The following is a 17,857-nucleotide window of genomic DNA, read 5'->3' as shown; positions in this document are numbered from 1 at the left end:
GTCGGTGGCGCGTTACTTTGCGTCCGGTAGACAATCACGGGTTCGTTCCATTCCGTCCGGAAACGCGCTCCGAGCCTCTTCGCACAGGACGGTTTTCTCCGCTAGGACACTCGGGCTTATGGCCGCACCCTCCATGTTTTTCCTGCTGGCGACCGTCGCGGTGGCCGCCGCGCTCGGAATGATTATCGCCCGCAATCCGGTGTCGAGCGCCCTCTGGCTGGTGCTCAATCTGTTCTGCATCGCCGGCCTGTATCTAACGCTGAACGCGTCGTTTATTGGCGTCATCCAAATTCTTGTCTATGCCGGCGCCATCATGGTCCTCTTCCTGTTCGTGATCATGCTGCTCAACCTCTCGGCCATGCCCGAGCTGGAAGAGATTGAGTGGGCCAGCATTGGGGGGTTCGCGGTTGGGCTCGTTTTGTTAAGCCAACTGTTGTACGTCGTGGCCCTGCAGTTTGAGTTGGGGGTGGACCCAATCGGGGCGGCGGCCGCGGCGGAGACGGGAAGCGCGGCGAGCCTGGGCGAAATCCTGTTCACCCGCTACGCGCTCCACCTGCAGGTGGCCGGCATCTTGCTGCTGGCCGCGACCGTTGGGGCTGTCCTGCTTGCCCAGCGCCGGTTTCAGTAGCCGCGGTTTCCAGGTAGTGGGGGAGGAGGGGACATGAATCCCCGCCCCCCAACGGCCGCTGCACACGACATCCCGTAACCCAGTATTGATTCTCCCGCCATGGAAGTTGCTCCCAACTGGTACCTGGCCCTGAGCGCCGTGCTCTTCACCATCGGCACGTTCGGGGTGCTCTTCCGTCGAAACGCGATCGTGGTATTGATGTCGGTGGAGCTAATGCTGAACGCGGTCAACCTCACGCTGGTGACGTTTAGCCAGTCGATGGGCGACCCCAGCGGCCAGCTGCTCGTCTTCTTCTCGATCGCGGTGGCGGCGGCCGAGGCCGCGGTGGGACTCGCGATCGTGATTGCCGTCTTCCGAAGCCAAGTGACGGTGGACATCACGGAGATCAACCTCTTCAAGCACTAGCCGCCACGCCCCGCCTCTGTTGCGCCCGTTTTGAACATCGGACCTTGTCGCGTTGATGACCTCTGCCGATCTGCTTCGCCTCGTTCTTCTCCTGCCGCTCGCCGGGGCGGTCTTGAATGGCGTGGCGCCGCTCTTTCTAAAAGGCCTCCGCACCCGGGAGACGCTCCTGGGGACGGTCGGCACGGCGGTCGTGGCGATTCCGTTCGTCCTGACGGTCTACCTGTTCGTGACCTTCGGCGGCGAGCCCATTGTGGCGGACTACTTCACCTGGATGGCGGCGGGCGACCTGGACCTGTCGTTCGCCTACCGGATCGACCAGCTCTCGCTCCTCATGACGGGGGTCGTGACGGGGGTCGGGGGCGTCATCCATTTCTACTCGATCGGCTACATGCACGGGGACGCGGGGTACTGGCGGTTCTTCGCCTACCTCAACCTCTTCATCTTCGCCATGCTCAACCTTGTGCTGGCGAACAACCTGCCTGTGCTGTTTCTGGGGTGGGAAGGGGTGGGCCTGTGTTCGTACCTGCTGATCGGGTTCTGGTACACGGACCTTAGCAACAGCGCCGCCGCCAACAAGGCGTTCATCGTGAACCGGGTGGGCGACTTTGCCTTCCTGGTGGCCATGTTTCTGGTCTTTCAGCAGCTTGGCTCGCTGAGCTTTGACGTGCTGCTCGCGGAGGGGCCGGCCCTTCCCGAGGCGACGCTCAACTGGATCGTATTCCTGCTCTTCGTGGGGGCGACCGGCAAGAGCGCGCAGATTCCGCTCTTTGTGTGGCTGCCGGACGCGATGGCGGGTCCCACGCCGGTGTCCGCCCTCATCCACGCGGCCACGATGGTGACGAGCGGGCTCTACCTCTTGGCGCGTCTGTCGGCGCTCGTGCTGGGCGCGCCGGTCGTCATGATGATTGTCGCCATCGTGGGGGCGGCCACCGCCCTCATGGCGGCCACGATTGCCATCGCGCAGGACGACATCAAGCGCGTCCTGGCGTACTCCACGGTGTCGCAGCTGGGCTACATGTTCATGGCGGCGGGGGTGGGGGCGTTCTTCGTGGCGATCTTTCACGTGATCACGCACGCCTTCTTCAAAGCGTGCCTCTTCCTCGGCTCCGGAAGCGTGATTCACGGGATGGAGGAGGTGGAGCACGGCCTGGAAGAGCAGGGGCGGGACACCAGCGACTTCGACCCGCAGGACATGCGCACGATGGGAGGAATCGGCGAGTACATGCCCGCCACGCGAACGACGTATCTTCTGGCGACCCTGGCGATCTCGGGGATTCCGTTGACCGCCGGGTTTTTCTCGAAAGATGAGATCCTGTTCAAGGCCTTCGAGTACGGCTATGACGGGTACACCTACGCCATGGCGGTGTGGATCGTCGGGGTCTTGACGGCCGTGCTCACGGCGTTTTACATGATGCGCTCCTACATGCTCACCTTTGAGGGGGAGCCCCGGTGGCCGCTCCCGGATCAACTGAGTCCCCACGAGTCGCCCTCCACGATGACGGGGCCGCTCTGGACGCTCGGCGTTCTCTCTATGGTCGGCGGCTTCATTGGGCTGCCCGCCGTCATCCAGGGGGGCGATCTCAACTGGATTCACCACTACCTCGGCGCGAAGTACGGGGGGCCGGTGGCGGAGGCGTCGGTGCACGGCCACGTGCCGTTGGCGCTGGAGTGGGGGCTTATCCTGCTGAGTTCGGCCATCGCGGTCGGCACGGTCTACTACGCCTGGCGCGTCTACGGGGCGCAGGGGCTGGAGTACGACGCCGCCCTCAAGCGACAGCTGCAAGGGGTCTACCAGACCTGGACGGACACGTACTACTGGGACGAATTCTACGACGAAGTGGTCGTGGACTCCCTCATAAACGGCATTGCCCGCAAGGGCCTGGCGGCGTTTGATACGACCGTGGTGGACGGGGCCGTCAACGGGGTGGCCGGCGCGGCCCAGAATGCCAGTGGCCTGCTGCGCCGGGTCCAGACGGGCCTCGTCCAGAACTACGCCCTGGCGTTGACCGTCGGGGCTGCGCTCCTGGTCGGGCTGTTGATGTACGGTGCTTGAGCGGGCGACGCGACGCTGAACGGTTGCCCCTGGCCGGTCCCCGACGTCGGCCGTGCGTGATCGTCGCATGAGCGCAGACATCCCTGGTGATTCCTTCTTTGCCGATTAGGCATTGCTACGATTGATGAACATTCCCTACCTCACATCCCTCGTCGTCTTCCTGCCGGCCGCCGGCGCGTTGCTCACGCTTTTTCTGCGACGCGCCTCCGCGATCCGGTGGACGGCCCTGGCGACCACGACCGTCACGTTTGTGCTCTCGATTGGGCTCTTCGTGGGCTACGATCCGTCGGTGAGCACGGCCCTGGGTCCACAGCTGGCGGACGTATGGGCGGGATGGCTGCCGCAAGGGTACGACATCAAGTACTTCGTGGGCGTCGACGGGCTGAGCCTGTTGCTCGTGATGCTGACGACGCTCCTGGGGCCCATCGTGGTGCTCTCGTCGTGGACCTACATCGGCGAGAAGCACAAGGGCTACTACGCGCTGCTCCTTCTGCTGCAGACGGGCATCACGGGGGTCTTCACAAGCTTCGACCTCTTTCTCTTCTACATTTTCTTTGAGCTCACCCTCATTCCGATGTACTTCATCATCGGAATCTGGGGCGGCAAGGAGCGCATCTACGCGGCGGTGAAGTTTGTCATCTATACGCTCGTGGGGTCGCTCCTGATGCTCGTCGGCATTCTGTACCTGGGCTACGCGGCGGGGGACGCCGTCAACAACGGCGTGTTTACGACCGACTGGTACACGCTGCTGGAGTACAACATTCCGCTGGCGGTGCAGGGCTGGCTCTTCGGGGTCTTCGCCTTCTCGTTCGCGATCAAGGTGCCGCTCTTTCCGCTGCACACCTGGCTGCCGGACGCCCATGTGCAGGCCCCCACGGGCGGCTCGGTGATCCTGGCCGGGGTGCTGCTGAAGATGGGGACGTACGGCCTGCTGCGCTTCTGCCTGCCGCTCTTCCCGAACGTGGCCCAGAGCTACGCCGGCCTCTTCGCGGTGATTGCCATTATCGGCATCATCTACGGGGCGCTGGTGGCCCGCGTCCAGGACGACGCGAAGAGCCTCGTGGCGTACTCCTCCATCAGCCACCTCGGGTTCGTCGTGCTCGGGCTGTTTGCCTTCACGACGGAGGCGATGCAGGGGGCCGTGATCCAGATGGTCAACCACGGCCTCTCGACCGGGGCGCTCTTTCTGCTGGTCGGGATGCTCTACGAGCGGCGCCACACCCGCCTGATGGACGACTACGGGGGGCTGGCGACGTCCGTCCCGGTGCTCACGACGTTCATGGTGATTAGCGTGCTCGCCTCGGCCGGGCTGCCGGGCCTGAACGGGTTCGTGGGCGAATTTCTGATCCTGCTCGGGTCCTTCAAGAGCACCGTGATTGACAGTCCGGTGCTCATCGCCGTCGCGACGACCGGCGTCATCCTGGCGGCGATGTATCTGCTCCACATGGTCTACCGCACCTTCTTCGGCGAGCTCACCGACGAGGCGAATGCGCAGATGCCGGACCTGAATGCCCGTGAGTTCGGGCTGATGGTGCCGCTCATCGTGCTTATGTTCGTCCTTGGCTTCTACCCGGGTCCGTTCCTGCGGCAGACCGCCCCGACCACCGAATTTCTCCTGGAGACGGTCGAGCAAAAACGAGCCGCGGTGGAGCGAATGGAAAGTGAGGCCGCCGCCGCGGCGGACGAGCCGACCCAGGTGCCGACGGCCCCGCTCGAGACCCAGGACGGATCCATGGACGTCCCGTCGGCCTCGCCCTGAACCGGTCGTGGCGGTCGCCCCGTTTGTGGCCCGCAGCGCTTCTTCAGAAAGACGGCCTCTTCAATCTCTTTTCGGAGTATCAGATTAAACGTATGCCCTCAGACGAGCCCCTTACCGACAACGAGATCGACGACGCCCTGGCGGACCTGGACGGATGGTCCCACGCCGATGACAAACTCCACAAGACGTACGAGTTTTCTGACTTTCGAGAGGCCGTCAGTTTCATTGTGCGCCTCTCGTTCTACGCCGAGGAAATGATGCACCACCCTGAGCTTGAGAATGTCTACAACACCGTGTCCGTCGCCCTCACGACCCACGACGCGGGGGGCAAGGTGACGGGAATGGACGTGGAGCTTGCCTCGCAGATTGAGGACCTCGCGTAGGTGTAGCAGCTTCGTCGCGGAGCGAAGGAATCGCCGTGTGGGAGGCAGCGGGCTATTTTTGCGTAATGAACGGTTGGATTTAGCTTATGGATTTGTCGACTGCATTCCCGGCGCTCGTGACCGATCTGCCGGCCGCCTTTTCCATGTCGGTCGTCGGACTGGCCGGGCTTGCGATCATTGTCCTTGATGCCTTCCGCAACGACCACCCGGCCATTCCCTGGCTCGGCGTGGCGGCGCTCGGTGTCTCTGCAGTCTGGGAGGTCACGCATCTTGGGGCCCCTCAGAGCACGGTGTTCTTCGAAACCCTCCGAACGGGGGGCTTTGTGGCGTTCATCAACCTCATCATCCTGCTTACGGGCCTGGCCACGATCCTCATCTCGGTGCCGTACCTGAACCAGCTGCGGTACGACTACGGAGAGGTGTACGCGCTGATCATGTTTTGTACGGTCGGGATGATTATGCTCGGCTCCGCCAACAACATGATCAGCATCTTCCTCGGGCTCGAAACGATGTCCGTGTGCCTCTACGTGCTAACCGGGTTTATTCGGGAGGATGAGGGGGCGGTGGAGAGTGCGCTCAAGTATTTTCTGCTCGGGGCGTTCTCGACCGGCTTCTTCCTGTACGGCATTGCGCTCATGTACGGGGCCACGGGGACGATGGCCCTGCCGGCGATGGCGGCGGCGGAGCTGGGGACACTCTCGACGCGGCTTCTGTTCTGGGGCGGCTTCGCGCTTTTCCTGGTCGGGTTCTTCTTCAAGGTGAGCGCGGCGCCCTTCCACATGTGGACCCCGGACGTGTATCAGGGAGCGCCCACTCCCCTCACCGGATACATGTCGACGGCGACGAAAGCCGCGGCGTTCGCCGCCCTCATCCTGGTGCTCGTCCACGCCGTGCCGGGCGGAGAGTGGCAACTGTCCATGGCCGCGGTCGCGGTGCTGACGATGGTGATTGGAAACGTGATGGCGCTGGCCCAGACCAACGTCAAGCGCCTGCTTGCGTACTCGTCCATTGCGCACGCCGGATACGTGCTCGTCGGGCTCTCGGCGGGAACGTCGGCCGGATACGCCGGCGCCCTGTTCTACCTGCTGGTCTACGCGGTGATGAACATCGGGGCCTTTGGCGTGATGGCAATGCTGGAGTGGGACGGGAAAGAGGGCCGCGAACAAACGCTGTCGTCCCTGGCGGGCATCGCCAACGACCGGCCGGTTCTGGGCAGCACGATGGGCGTCTTCATGCTCAGCCTGATTGGCTTTCCGCCGCTCGGGGGCTTCATCGGCAAGTACCTCGTGTTTGCCCCGGCCGTCGATGCCGGCCTCACCTGGCTCGTGGTGATCGGTGTGCTCATGAGCGCCACGAGCGCCTATTACTACCTGCGTGTCGTGTACGTCTTCTGGATGCAGTCGGCCGACGACGTAGAGGCGACCGACCCCGTCCGGGCGGCTGCGTTCCCCCGGGCCACAGTGGCGGCGACGGGCACGCTCGTGGTGTGTGCGGTGGCGCTCGTCGTGCTCGGGGTGTTTTTCGGCGGCGTCCTCGAAACCACCCTGGGCTTCTTCGAGACCGCTACGATGGCCACGGCGCCCTGAGCGAGTGGCCCCGACAGCACGACCCGTGTGCGTCTCCCCAATTTACTCGTCCCGCCGATGGAAGCGCTGCTCCGCGACCGGCTGCCACACGCCCCGCAGATGGGGCTCTTCGTGACGCCAAACCTGCCGTCGGATCGTCTCGACAACGCACTCTCCGACTACGCGACCGAGGTAAAGCGGGCCGAGGTGCTGGCGCTGTACGACGCGACCCTGAGTGGCACGGGGGGCGACGGCGCCGTCTTTACCCCCGACCGGTTTGTCTTCCAGAACAACGACCTGCAGGCCACCCAGACGGTGCGCTATCCGGACCTCGTGAAGGTCTCGGCGCAAAGCCGCCTGTTTGGCCTTGGGGGCAAGGTGGTAGACCTCACGGTCAACCGCGGGCGGGCCACCTTCGAGCTGACGATGGACTTCTCGGGCACGCCGAAGGCCGCGTCCTACGTCGCCGATTTTCTGGACACGGCGATGGTTCGGGACATCGACTTCGCGCCGGCGGCGGAGCCGGACGCGACGGACGTGGCGGCCGTGCGGGAGTCTCTGGAGCGCCTACGGGCCGAGCAGAAGCTGACGGCGGCCGACTTTGAACGCCTCCTGGAAGTGCTCGACGAATAAGCCAGGCGAGCGTCGCGGCCCCGTCTCGACTACTCGATGTTGTACTCGTCGAGGCGGCGGTACAGGGTGGCCCGACTGATGCCGAGGAGCTCGGCGGCCTCGGTGCGGTTGCCATTGGTTTGCTCAAGGGCCGCCCGGATGCGCTCGGCCTCCTCAGGGGCCGACGGAGGGGAGGGGGACGCCTCCCGAATTTCAGGGGGCAGGCCGTCCGCCCGAAGCACATCGCCGGACGCGCGGATGAGGGCCGCCTCCAGTGCATTCTGCAGCTCGCGCACGTTGCCCGGCCAGTTGTAGTTGAGCAGGCGGCGAAGGGCCTCGTCGCCGACGCGATCGACCTCCGCTCCGGTGCGGGCCCGAAGTTCGCGGAGGAAGGTGCGCACCAGGAGGGGCAGATCAGACCGGCGCTCGCGGAGGGGCGGGAGGGGGACGCGGGCGATTCGAATCCGGTACAGCAGGTCCTGCCGGAACCGATCGGCTTCCACCTCATCGTCGAGGCTGCGGTGCGTAGCGGCCACAATGCGGACGTCCACCGGCCGTGCTTCGGTCTCCCCGAGCCGTGTGACGGCCTCCTCTTCGAGCACCCGCAAGAGCTGACGCTGCACGTCGAGCGGCACGTCGCCGATCTCGTCCAGAAAAAGTGTCCCTCCGTCGGCTGCCTCGAAGTATCCTTCCCGGTCCTCGGTCGCCCCCGTGAAGGCGCCCTCCCGGTGCCCAAAGAGGCGGCTGCCGGCGAGGTCCGGGTTGAGGGCGGCGCAGTTGACGGTGACGAACGGACCCTCCGCCCGCGGGCTCTCGTCGTGGATGGCCCGGGCGGCGAGTTCCTTCCCGCTGCCCGTCTCGCCCTGGATCAGCACTGTGGTTTTGACCTCGGCGACGGACCGAATCTGTTCGTAGGCGTCCTGCATCGGGGCGCTCTTGCCCACGAGGTCGTGGAACCGGGACTGGTCGTCGAGCATGCGTCGGAGCTCGTGGACCTCCGTCACGTCGTAGAACACCAGAATGTGACGGTCATCATCGCGCGGGTCAGGGCGAACCTCGATCTCGACGCGGTATGACGTGCCGTCGTCGTGGGAGAGGGTTGCGGTGACGGGCTCGTCGGCGTCGGCCGTGCCCTGCATCCGGGCCCGGAGTGCCTCAAGCGTCTCGTCGTCGACGGGGAGAAGGTCAGCCCACGGCGCGTCGGTAGCGGCCTCAGAAGAGACATCGAGCAGACGGGCGGCCGGATCGTTCAGAAAACGAAGGCGTCCCCCGGCGTCGGTAAGCGCTGTGCCCTGCCGAAGCCCGTTCAGGAGCTGCCGGAGATCCTGGTGGGCCCGCTCTACGCGGCGCTGTAGGGCGTGGGTCTGCAGTGCCACCTCCACCGCGGCGTAAATCTCTCGCTCGTTGAACGGCTTCACGACGTAGCCGAACGGCGTCGTGTTGGTTGCCCGCTGAAGGGTCTCATCGTCGCTGTAGGCGGTCACGAAGACGACGGGCAGGGGATGGGCCTCCCGTATGGTGCGAGCCGCCTCCACGCCATCCATTGGGCCGTCGAGGTGTACGTCCATCAGCACCAGGTCGAGTTCGGCTTCTGCCGCCCGGTCGATTGCCGCGGCACCGGTCATCACGTGGTCCACGACGGTGTAGCCGAGTTCCGCCAGGTGATCTTCCAGCTCCATGGCGACGGCAAACTCGTCCTCCACGATCAAGATGCGGGGCGGGGGAGGCATGGATCAGCTGGACGGATTCGTGGGGAACGTGATCGTGACGGTCACGCCGTCGTCGAGGTCGGTGGAGAGGGTGCCCCGAAGCTGGCGCGTCAGCCCTCGAACCAGCCGGAGCCCAAGGCTTCCGTTCTCGTCGAGCCCATCCGTGCCGCGGCCATCGTCCGCCACGGCGAGCCGTGCAGTGCCCTCATCGGCGTAAAATGTGACGGCGACGGTCCCGGACTGACCCGTTGGAAAGGCGTGTTCGAGGGCGTTGGTGACGAGCTCGTTCACGATGAGGCCGGCGGGAATGGCCTGATCCACGGAAAGCGGCTGGGCGTCGGCCTCGAGGGTGCGATCGATGTGGTCGGTCCGGTGCGACCGGAAGAGGTCATCCAGAAGGCCCTCAAGGTACGCGTCGAACTCGACCCGGGCCAGGTCGCCGGACTGGTAGAGCTGCTCGTGGATGGACGCCATGGAGCGGATGCGGTCCTGCGTCTCCGCGAACCGGTCCTCGACCGATGAGATCTCTACGTCGCGGGCCTGGGCGTTCAGCAGGCTCGAAATCACCTGCAGGTTGTTTTTGACGCGGTGGTGGATCTCGCGGAGGAGAACCTCCTTTTCCTCCAGGGAGCGCCGCAGCTTCTCCTCGGTGGCCTTCCGTTCCGAGATGTCCTGTGCCACGCACACGAGCGTGCCCTGCGTGGCGTCCGTCCGCTCAAGGGCCGACCGCGAGACGAGCACGGGCCGCTCGGGGCCGTTCGTTGGGGCGAGGATGCGCTCGACCGCGCCCTCCGCGGAGGACGTCAGCGGGTCGGTGTTGAAGTGATCGTCGAGGGCCGTTCCGCGCAGGGCCGACGCCGAGCGGCCAAGGGCCTCTGCGGCGGCTGCGTTGACCCGACGGATGCGTCCGTCGGGATCGACCACGAACAACAGCTCCGCCATGGAGTCGAGCACAGCCTGCAGATAGTCCCGCGAGACCGTCTGCTGGCTGAGCGTGGTGGTCATTCGGTTCAGCGCCTGGGCCAGTCGCCGGAGCTCGTCGTCCGGGTCGACCGAGACCTGGGCATCGAGGCGACCGGTGCGGACCTGCTCCACGGCGTCCCGGAGGACCTGGAGGGACTGCCGGAACGACGCGAGCAGCCACCGTCCCGCGACCGCGGCCCCAAGCGCGAGGACGCCCGTGACGCCGCCGACGAGCCAGAGGCTCCGGCGGAGCAGGGCGTTGAGCTCGGGCGCGTCCGCCAAAAATGGGGCCGCCCCGACCTGTACGTACCAGAGGGTAAGCCCCGCGACGCCCCCCGTAACCACGGCCCCAACGGCGAGCCCAAATACCACCAGTAAAATTTTGCGCCGGAAAGACATATTGGCCGAGGGATTGCGCTGAATAGCGTCGGTCCTATTCGAATCGTGGGGCAGTTGGTCCGCTCGCCTCTCCATTCTACGGCGTCCGGAATCGAAGAAATGAACCCTCTGCCCGCAGGGTCTTCTCGTACGCGAAAGCGAGATGTATCACGAGACACACCGGTGAAACACAAGTCGTCCAATGCCGACACAAAACCCTTGCACAGCCTAGCCAAGATCGCCGGGCTCTACCCCTCTAAGACTGCTCAGGGCGCTCCTTGTGTTGAGCGTTAATGAATGAGTATAGAGAAAACGTGAAGTGGCGCGGGGCTTGATCATTGTGTAGAGTGACACGCCTGCACGAAGGCAGTCCACGACCCACGCACCAACTTGAAGGTATGCTTATGTCCCTGAGCTTCGTCCACCCCAACATGTCCCTTTTGAATCTGCTGCGCTCCCTTGGCGGGCCCTTGATCCTGGCCGGCTTCGTTCTGGGCCTCGTGGCCTGCGACGGAAGCACCGTGGCGGGGCCGGACGGGTCCGAGGAGGAGGTGCCCGTCTCGATGGCGTTTTCGGACGGCACTGCGGCCGGGGGCACCGCATCGACCAGCAAGGCCGCAGCGGGCCAGCGAACCCTCATTGATCCGGACGGGAATCAGCTTCGTCTCGACCGGGTGGAGATGGTTGTCCGCGAGATTGAGCTAGACCGCGCCAACGGCGACGAAAATTGCTCTTCGGAGGACCGCCCCAACTCGGACGATGACAACTGCGCCGAAGTCGAGTCCGGCCCGGTTCTCGTCTCGCTTCCGCTCGACGGAGACGCCCCCGCTGTGGTTGTCGACACGACGTTGCCCGCGGGCCGCTGGGACGACGTCGAGTTTGAGGTGCACAAGCCCGAGGCGGAGTCCTCGACGCCCGACTTCTTGGAGGGGACGGACTTTCCGTTGGAGGCGAGCATCCGGGTCCAGGGACGCTACACACCGAGCGGAGGGGCGGCTCAAGACTTCACGTTCGCCAGCGACCTCAACGCCGAGCGGGAAATTGCGTTCGAACCGCCCCTAGAGGTCACTGCGGACAACGCAAACAACGTTACGTTTTCAGTCAACGTCGATGCCTGGTTTCGGCGGGCCGATAGCACGCTCGTAAATCCGGTGGGGGGCTCCTTCGGAGAACTCATTGAAGAGAACATTGAGTCTTCCATCGAGGGCTTCGAGGACGATGACCGAGATGGGAGGGAGGACGAAGAGGAGGAAGACGAAGAAGAGGAGGATGAAGAGGACGAAAACGAGATTGAAATTGAGACGGCCCTGGAAAACGTCGGCCCGGATTCAGATGCCTCCGGCGAAGTGGAGTACGAGAAAGAGGCCAACGAGACGGAATTCAAGGTTGCGGTCGAGGACCTGGCGTCGGGCACTTACGACGTCGTGGTCGCCGATACGGCGCGCGGTGAGCTGGACGTGACGGGTGAAGAGGGTGAAGCGGAGGTTGAATTCCGCCGCCCGTCCGAGAACGGCCATCCGTCGCTCAACTTTGACCCGCGTGGCCGGCACGTGGAGGTGCAGCAGGATGACACTCCGTATTTGGAAGCAGACGTCCCGAGCACCGACAATGAGAACGAGGACGGAGAAGATGAGAATTACGAAGACGAGGTCGAGATCGAAGTTGACCTCAACAATACCGGTCCGGACTCAGATGCCTCTGGCGAGGCGGAGTTCGAGATGGAAGCCGATGAGGCAGCGTTCGCGATCGAGGTCGAGGACTTGGCGACGGGCACCTACGAGGTCGTGGTCGCCGATACGACGCGCGGCGAGCTCGACGTGGGGGGTGACGAGGGCGAGGCAGAGATCGAATTCCGCTGGCCTTCGGAAGAAGGACATCCGTCGCTCACCTTCGATCCGCGCGGTCAGTCCGTCGCTGTACAGCGGAGCGGCACTTCGTACCTGGAGGAGACCATGCCCATCACGGGCGATCAGGATGAGTAAGATCGAAGAAACGGCCTTGGGGCTCGGTGTCTCCTCGAACAAGGCGTCGGCAACTAAGGAGCACCTCTACACGCCCGAGAAATTGAGACGGTGAAGGCTGCAACCCTCTCCCGCGGTGTCTTGTATAATCCGCTCGTTGACACAAAACGTCATTTGGCCGTCTCAATTGGACGTATGCGGTGGACCGGTTCATTCCCTGTCTGGGCTTGTCTGATCGTGTGGGGACTGTTCCTGCTGGGTGGTGTGTCCCCGGCCCAGGCTCAGAATCCTGCCGCCTGTGATACCAGCTTTGCACAGGCGCAAGAGGCATATTTCGCGGCCGAATTCGAGGCCGCCGTGGCTCGCCTTCGGCCGTGCGCCCAGGAGCGGACGCTGCCGGACTCGGTACGGGCCCGCATGTACCGGCTGCTCAGTTTTGTCCATCTTGGTCAGAACGACGAGGCAGCGGCCCGCCGGGCCGTCGAAAGCCTCCTTGACCTGCGCCCGGACTTCGCGCCGGATCCATCAGAAGACCGGCCTGATTTCGTTTCCCTCGTGGAGAGGGCGAAGAGGCAGCGGCGGGCCCGGGCCGAGTCTGAAGAGGATGGAAACCGGCGGTGGGTCCGGTGGGCGCTCGGGGCTGCGGCGGCGGCCCTCGGTACGGCCGCGGTGCTGCTGCTTGGAGGGGACGACTCCGGGGGCGGGGCGGAGCCACTGCCGCCCCCGCAGCCGCTCCCCGAGTAGAAAAGCCTCTCATCCTCACACGTACTGCTAACCCACCCTTGGCCTGCATGACCGGTCGGTTACTCATCCTTGTTTTGGTGATGGTTCCCCTGGGAGCCGCAGCACAGGTGCCACAGGGGCTCGACGCCGCTCCGGAGGACCAGAGGAGCACATTAACCTGGAACGCCCCGACGGTGGACGACGGCACGACGCTGGTCTGTTACCGCGTATACCGGGACACTGAATCGATTCCGGACGACAACCCCGGAGATCTGACGGGGAAGCGCGTGGACGAGGTGGACGCGGTCAGCGAAGAGGATCCCTCGTACACCGACAGCGGCCTGACCAACGGCGAGACGTACTATTACCGCGTGACGGCCGAGGCTGCGGAGACGGAAGACACCCCCACGACGTGTGGAAGCGCACGTACGGAGGAGTCGTCGTTTTCAAATGAGGCGTCGGCCACGCCCTACCCCCCGGTGACCCTTCAGATTGTGGAGCCGACGGTCCCGGTTTCGGAGCCGGTCGACGCAGAAGAAGAGGATGTTGAGATAAGAGTAGAAGCCACCAATGTGCCGTCCGAGGAATCCGTGCGTCTGCGGTACCGACAGGGGGGCGCCGACTCGTTTTCGTCAACGACGATGGAAGAAGACGGGGAAGCGCTTGCAGCGACCATCCCTCGAGAACAGGCCACCCTTCGTGGCATCGAGTTCGTCGTTGAAACCCGGGATGCGGGCGGAAATCTGGTGCAGGCGCCGGCGCAGGGCGTCGCCTCGATCCGGGTAACGGCGGATACCGAGCCGCTTTCCCAGCCGGGCGGCTCAGCCGAGACCGCCTACCGGATCGTATCGTTTCCCGGTAGGCTCGATGACCCGCAGCTCTCAAACCTGTTCTCGTCCCTTGGCTCGTACGATCCAGCGGAGTGGCGTCTCTACACCACTGACGGGGCAGGAGGCGACTACGCAGAGCAGAGAAGCCTGAGTGCGTCTTTGCCCTCGGGCGACGGCCTCTGGTTCATCCGTCGCTCCGGCGGGGCGCTGACGCCGGTCGAGGGGACGTCGATCCGCACCGATCAACCCTTCGAGATTCCGCTGGAGGAAGGGTGGAACCTCGTCGGCAATCCATTCGCCTTCGAGGTACCGCTGAGTCAGGTTCGGGTGGAGAACACAGCGGGCGCCCTCCAAGACGTATTTGGCTACAACGGCACTTTCGTCAATCAGGAGGGCGGTGTGCTTGAGCCCTACCGGGGATACCTCGTCCGGCTCTCGGACGGCCAGGCCGGCACGCTTGTCATTGACCCGAGCCCAGAGGAAACGTCCGCCACGGCGTCGTCGATGCGGACCCTGGACGCACGGTGGGCGGTTGGCCTATCGGCTCGGGTGGGGCAGGCGCGCGATCCGACGAACACGTTTGGCACGGCCCCGAACGCAACGGATGGAGTGGAGGCGGCAGACGGCCGGGAGCCCCCGCCCATTGGCGACTACGTCTCCCTCAGCTTTCGCGCCCCGTCGCAGGAGGGTGGGCTCTGGCGCGATATGCGCTCGACAGGCGGCGGTGTCCGTACCTGGACGGCCGACGTGCGGACCAACGTGTCCGGCCTAGTCACCATACGTGCGGCGGACGTCTCGTCGGTGCCCGACAATCAGTCGGTGTGGCTCGTGGACCCGGTTCTGGATCAGACGCAGAATCTGCGGGAGACGCCGACGTATCAGTTCCCGGCAGCCGAGGCGACCGACGCACGGTCCCTGCGGATTCTCGTCGGGCCCACCGCGGCGGTGCAGCGGCGACTCGGCCGAAATGCTGATCGGCCGGAGCGCGTCGAACTCCTGCCTAGCGTGCCCCATCCGGTGCGCAGCCACGCCACCTTCCGGTACCAGGTCCCCAAGCGCACCCGAGCCACCTTGGAGCTGTACGATCTTCTGGGGCGGCGCGTGGCTACCTTCATCGACGACAAGTCCGTTGCGCCCGGCACTCACACCTATGCCTGGACCCGCCAGGACACCGGGGGCTCTCTCTCCAGTGGGGCCTACCTGCTTCGCCTGCAGGCCGGCGACGTCACACGGACCCGCCGCCTCGTTGTGATGCAGTAGCCGTGGGAGAGGCGAGTCACTCGGGCTCCGGGGCGAGCTCGAACACGAGCGGCGTCTCCATGCCCGGTTCGACCCGGACCGTCTGTTCGGCAGGAATATATCCGTCCTTCATGACCCGGATGGTGCGCTCGCCCACCCGCAGCCGCAGGCGCTGTGGCGTATACCCGACGGTATCGCCGTTCACCGTGACGGTGGCGTTGGGGAGCGGGGGGCCGCCCGTCGCGCGGGCCGTCACTGCGCTCTCGACGCGCTCTGTGAAGTCGATCGTGCGCTCGTACGTCTCCCCTGGATCGAGCGTCACCTCCATCGCCCAGCGGCCAAGCGTAGACGTGATTGTGATCTGGTGGGGGCCCGGGGACAGCGAGTCCACGACGAGCCCGTCCGCCGTGGGGGCCTGTGGAGTGCCATCGATGCGCACCGTGCCGTCGGGACGGGCGCCCAGCCGCACCACGGCGGGCCGAGGGGGGAGTGTCGGCGACACGACCGTGGTGTCGTTTCCCGCTACCGGGACGGTCGTCTCCTGAGCGCGGTGGTCGTTCCGATCCAGGAGGAGACGATACGTGCCGGGCGCCAGGTCATCAATCGTCAGTGGCGTGCGCCCAATCGTCTGCTCGTTCAGGCGCACCGTCGCTCCGTCCGGGCTCGACCGGACCGTAATGGCCCCCGTCGCCGGCTCGGGTGGGGGAGACGGCTCGTCGTCGGGGGCGGACGTTGCTCCGGACGTGTTGTCGGTAGAAGCGCCCGGGGGTGTCGAGTCCTCCGATGGGGCGGCCGCGCTTGGATCCGACTCATCCGACGGCGCCTCGTCGCTGGACGACGGATTTACGGACGAAGACGTCTCCGTCGAGGGATCCTGTCCGGTGCGCGAGGAGAGCCCTGTGTCGTTCGCCTCAGGTGTGCTCTTCTGCTCTGCGGAGGACGGGCCGGCCGGGGTTGCCGCCGTTCGGGTTGTCTCCGAGGGCGCCGGGCCCGCAGTGGAGAGAATCGGCAGGCCGAGGGTGCCCCGCACCCCGGCGTACGTGCCCATTAGCATCAGCAGGGTCCCCGCCGCCAAGCCGGCCCACTGCCAAGCCGTGAAGCCGACGTCGGGGGCGGGTGGGGTATCCGGCGTGAGAAGCGGCTCCTCGTCCGCGGTCTGTGGGATGGGCAGCCGGGTTCGGGCGGCCTGGGCGTCGGGCGGCCGAGCGGCCGGGTCCTTCGACAACAGATCGAGTACCACCTGTTCCACCGCCGGGGGCACCTCCGGCGCATAGGTCGAGGGAGGGGGGAAGGAGGCGTCCACGATCGCCCGCTGGACGACGAAGTCGGTCCCGGACCGATCGAAGGGAAGCTGTCCGGTCAACACCTCGTAGGCAATGAGGCCGACGGCGAAGAGGTCGCTGGCCGTGTCCACGTTCCGGAGGCCCTTCACCTGCTCCGGCGACATGTACGCGACGGTGCCCAGTTGGTCATGTGTTGCCGTCAGGTCGGCGTCGGAGGCCAGAATCTTGGCCAGCCCGAAGTCTGTGATCACCGCCTGCCCGTCCGCGTCGATGAGGATGTTGCTAGGCTTGAGGTCGCGGTGCAGCACCCCAGAGGCGTGGGCGTGCCCCACGGCGGTGAGCACCTGTCGAAGGAGCGACAGGGCCTGTGGGGGCTCCAGCCGGCCCCGCCGCCGCAGCACGGTCTGTAGCGAAGGCCCCTCGATATGCTCCATCACGAAAAACAGGGCCTCCTCCGTCTCGCGGAGGGTGTATACGTCGACAATTCCGTCCGCGTCCAGGCGGGCCAGCGCCTTGGCCTCCTCCCGGAACCGGCGCACGAAGGTGGGATCGTCGGCCAGGTGCGGCGCGATGACCTTGAGGGCGACAGTCTTTTCGAGGGCCTGGTCCGTGGCCCGGTACACGGTGCCCATGCCGCCCCGGCCGATGACCGCATTCAGGCGGTAGCCGTCCAGTACGTCGCCGGGGTCAGGCATCGGGGGTGAAAAGCGAGAAGAAGCCAAGAGGCACCTGCTTACACGGCCCACTTCGGGAATCGATCACCGACCTTCCGTGGGGCGGCCTAGCCGTTCCTACCTGCTTCAACGAAGCCGATCACGCCGTCCTTCCAGACGCCGTGATCATGGGCGGAGACCTGTATCGGGACGATCGTTTTCAGATGCAAAACGAGGGCGAGCCCGAATGCCTTGAGGAGATTTCTCTCGTCAACTGGAGGTCTTATGTGGGCCGGTCTGTGGCGACCTACTTCCCTGCAGGTTTCCAGGACGCAAGGGGGGTTCTCATGCGCCACGCGTGCGGAAAATGTGTTGGCCAGTGCGGTGGTAGCCCGCAATCGGTAGGGCAGGCGCGGCCAGTGAGCCGCGATAGGCGGCGAAGAATACGCCCCAGATGAAATCGGTGGGTCGTGTTTGTGGGCCTCCTCCTCCGAAAAAACGGAAGAGCCCAACGATGTCCAATTATTTGATAGTAAAAGAACTTTCGTAATCGCCACATTTGAATCGCAAGACGAAATCCATATCAGGTAGAAATAGAGCGCTAGTGTATTACAAAAATGGAAAACGTGGTGTAAGACACAGGGTCTTGAGGCAAGGCTAGAGGGATAACTTTAAATCCCGTGTTAGGAGGTCGATAAGCATGAGCAAACACT

The 17,857-nt window shown here is 64.9% G+C and carries 13 protein-coding genes; 10 read left to right on the top strand and 3 right to left on the bottom strand.

The window, feature by feature from the left end; genetic code table 11:
• The first annotated feature begins 118 nt into the window (after positions 1-118).
• The 7 genes from OJB03_RS07970 to OJB03_RS07940 all read left to right on the top strand — a co-directional run bounded on the left by OJB03_RS07970 (position 119) and on the right by OJB03_RS07940 (position 7,426).
• Entirely contained in the window at positions 119-628 is a 510-nt protein-coding gene (locus OJB03_RS07970) for an NADH-quinone oxidoreductase subunit J (protein WP_263786383.1), read from the top strand.
• Between the two features lie 99 nt (positions 629-727).
• Entirely contained in the window at positions 728-1,033 is a 306-nt protein-coding gene (nuoK, locus tag OJB03_RS07965; RefSeq protein ID WP_263786382.1) for an NADH-quinone oxidoreductase subunit NuoK, read from the top strand.
• A gap of 55 nt (positions 1,034-1,088) precedes the next feature.
• Positions 1,089-3,086, top strand: a complete 1,998-nt coding sequence (nuoL, locus tag OJB03_RS07960) for an NADH-quinone oxidoreductase subunit L (protein ID WP_263786381.1) — start codon at positions 1,089-1,091, stop codon at positions 3,084-3,086.
• Between the two features lie 124 nt (positions 3,087-3,210).
• Complete coding sequence (locus OJB03_RS07955) at positions 3,211-4,845, top strand: complex I subunit 4 family protein (RefSeq protein ID WP_263786380.1); 1,635 nt, start codon at positions 3,211-3,213, stop codon at positions 4,843-4,845.
• Between the two features lie 92 nt (positions 4,846-4,937).
• Positions 4,938-5,228, top strand: a complete 291-nt coding sequence (locus OJB03_RS07950) for a 4a-hydroxytetrahydrobiopterin dehydratase (RefSeq protein ID WP_263786379.1) — start codon at positions 4,938-4,940, stop codon at positions 5,226-5,228.
• Between the two features lie 86 nt (positions 5,229-5,314).
• Positions 5,315-6,814, top strand: a complete 1,500-nt coding sequence (locus OJB03_RS07945; RefSeq protein ID WP_263786378.1) for an NADH-quinone oxidoreductase subunit N — start codon at positions 5,315-5,317, stop codon at positions 6,812-6,814.
• A 57-nt stretch (positions 6,815-6,871) separates the two neighbouring features.
• Entirely contained in the window at positions 6,872-7,426 is a 555-nt protein-coding gene (locus OJB03_RS07940) for a hypothetical protein (protein WP_263786377.1), read from the top strand.
• Positions 7,427-7,455: 29 nt separating this feature from the next.
• Here the strand turns inward: OJB03_RS07940 and OJB03_RS07935 are convergent, their stop codons facing one another.
• Both OJB03_RS07935 and OJB03_RS07930 read right to left on the bottom strand, forming a co-directional pair.
• Entirely contained in the window at positions 7,456-9,135 is a 1,680-nt protein-coding gene (locus OJB03_RS07935; RefSeq protein ID WP_263786376.1) for a sigma-54-dependent Fis family transcriptional regulator, read from the bottom strand.
• Positions 9,136-9,138: 3 nt separating this feature from the next.
• A complete protein-coding gene (locus tag OJB03_RS07930; protein WP_263786375.1) occupies positions 9,139-10,476 on the bottom strand; it encodes a sensor histidine kinase in 1,338 nt (445 codons plus the stop codon).
• 383 nt (positions 10,477-10,859) lie between these two features.
• Between OJB03_RS07930 and OJB03_RS07925 the strand changes: the two genes are divergently transcribed.
• The 3 genes from OJB03_RS07925 to OJB03_RS07915 all read left to right on the top strand — a co-directional run bounded on the left by OJB03_RS07925 (position 10,860) and on the right by OJB03_RS07915 (position 15,229).
• On the top strand, positions 10,860-12,437 hold the full coding sequence (locus OJB03_RS07925) for a hypothetical protein (RefSeq protein WP_263786374.1): 1,578 nt from the start codon (positions 10,860-10,862) through the stop codon (positions 12,435-12,437).
• 336 nt (positions 12,438-12,773) lie between these two features.
• The gene (locus OJB03_RS07920; RefSeq protein WP_263786373.1) at positions 12,774-13,160 is read left to right on the top strand and encodes a hypothetical protein; all 387 of its coding nucleotides are present in this window, start codon (positions 12,774-12,776) and stop codon (positions 13,158-13,160) included.
• Positions 13,161-13,207: 47 nt separating this feature from the next.
• Positions 13,208-15,229, top strand: a complete 2,022-nt coding sequence (locus OJB03_RS07915; RefSeq protein ID WP_263786372.1) for a T9SS type A sorting domain-containing protein — start codon at positions 13,208-13,210, stop codon at positions 15,227-15,229.
• A gap of 16 nt (positions 15,230-15,245) precedes the next feature.
• On the opposite strand, the gene OJB03_RS07910 is transcribed toward OJB03_RS07915, so the two are convergent.
• A complete protein-coding gene (locus OJB03_RS07910; protein ID WP_263786371.1) occupies positions 15,246-17,186 on the bottom strand; it encodes a serine/threonine-protein kinase in 1,941 nt (646 codons plus the stop codon).
• Positions 17,187-17,857: the final 671 nt, after the last annotated feature.

It is taken from the genome of Salinibacter grassmerensis, from assembly GCF_947077765.1.
GTDB classification, from domain to species: domain Bacteria; phylum Bacteroidota; class Rhodothermia; order Rhodothermales; family Salinibacteraceae; genus Salinibacter; species Salinibacter grassmerensis.
Note: the sequence above shows the minus strand (reverse complement) of the source record. Positions and strands in the feature narration are given on the sequence as shown.

What these genes read in the sequence shown, in the direction of transcription:
- OJB03_RS07970 (WP_263786383.1), top strand. Translation starts at nt 119, where the DNA reads ATGGCCGCACCCTCCATGTTTTTCCTGCTGGCGACCGTCGCGGTGGCC.
- OJB03_RS07915 (WP_263786372.1), top strand. Translation starts at nt 13,208, where the DNA reads ATGACCGGTCGGTTACTCATCCTTGTTTTGGTGATGGTTCCCCTGGGA.
- OJB03_RS07940 (WP_263786377.1), top strand. Translation starts at nt 6,872, where the DNA reads ATGGAAGCGCTGCTCCGCGACCGGCTGCCACACGCCCCGCAGATGGGG.
- nuoL (WP_263786381.1), top strand. Translation starts at nt 1,089, where the DNA reads ATGACCTCTGCCGATCTGCTTCGCCTCGTTCTTCTCCTGCCGCTCGCC.
- OJB03_RS07910 (WP_263786371.1), bottom strand. Translation starts at nt 17,186, where the DNA reads ATGCCTGACCCCGGCGACGTACTGGACGGCTACCGCCTGAATGCGGTC.
- OJB03_RS07955 (WP_263786380.1), top strand. Translation starts at nt 3,211, where the DNA reads ATGAACATTCCCTACCTCACATCCCTCGTCGTCTTCCTGCCGGCCGCC.
- OJB03_RS07950 (WP_263786379.1), top strand. Translation starts at nt 4,938, where the DNA reads ATGCCCTCAGACGAGCCCCTTACCGACAACGAGATCGACGACGCCCTG.
- OJB03_RS07925 (WP_263786374.1), top strand. Translation starts at nt 10,860, where the DNA reads ATGTCCCTGAGCTTCGTCCACCCCAACATGTCCCTTTTGAATCTGCTG.
- nuoK (WP_263786382.1), top strand. Translation starts at nt 728, where the DNA reads ATGGAAGTTGCTCCCAACTGGTACCTGGCCCTGAGCGCCGTGCTCTTC.
- OJB03_RS07945 (WP_263786378.1), top strand. Translation starts at nt 5,315, where the DNA reads ATGGATTTGTCGACTGCATTCCCGGCGCTCGTGACCGATCTGCCGGCC.
- OJB03_RS07935 (WP_263786376.1), bottom strand. Translation starts at nt 9,135, where the DNA reads ATGCCTCCCCCGCCCCGCATCTTGATCGTGGAGGACGAGTTTGCCGTC.
- OJB03_RS07930 (WP_263786375.1), bottom strand. Translation starts at nt 10,476, where the DNA reads ATGTCTTTCCGGCGCAAAATTTTACTGGTGGTATTTGGGCTCGCCGTT.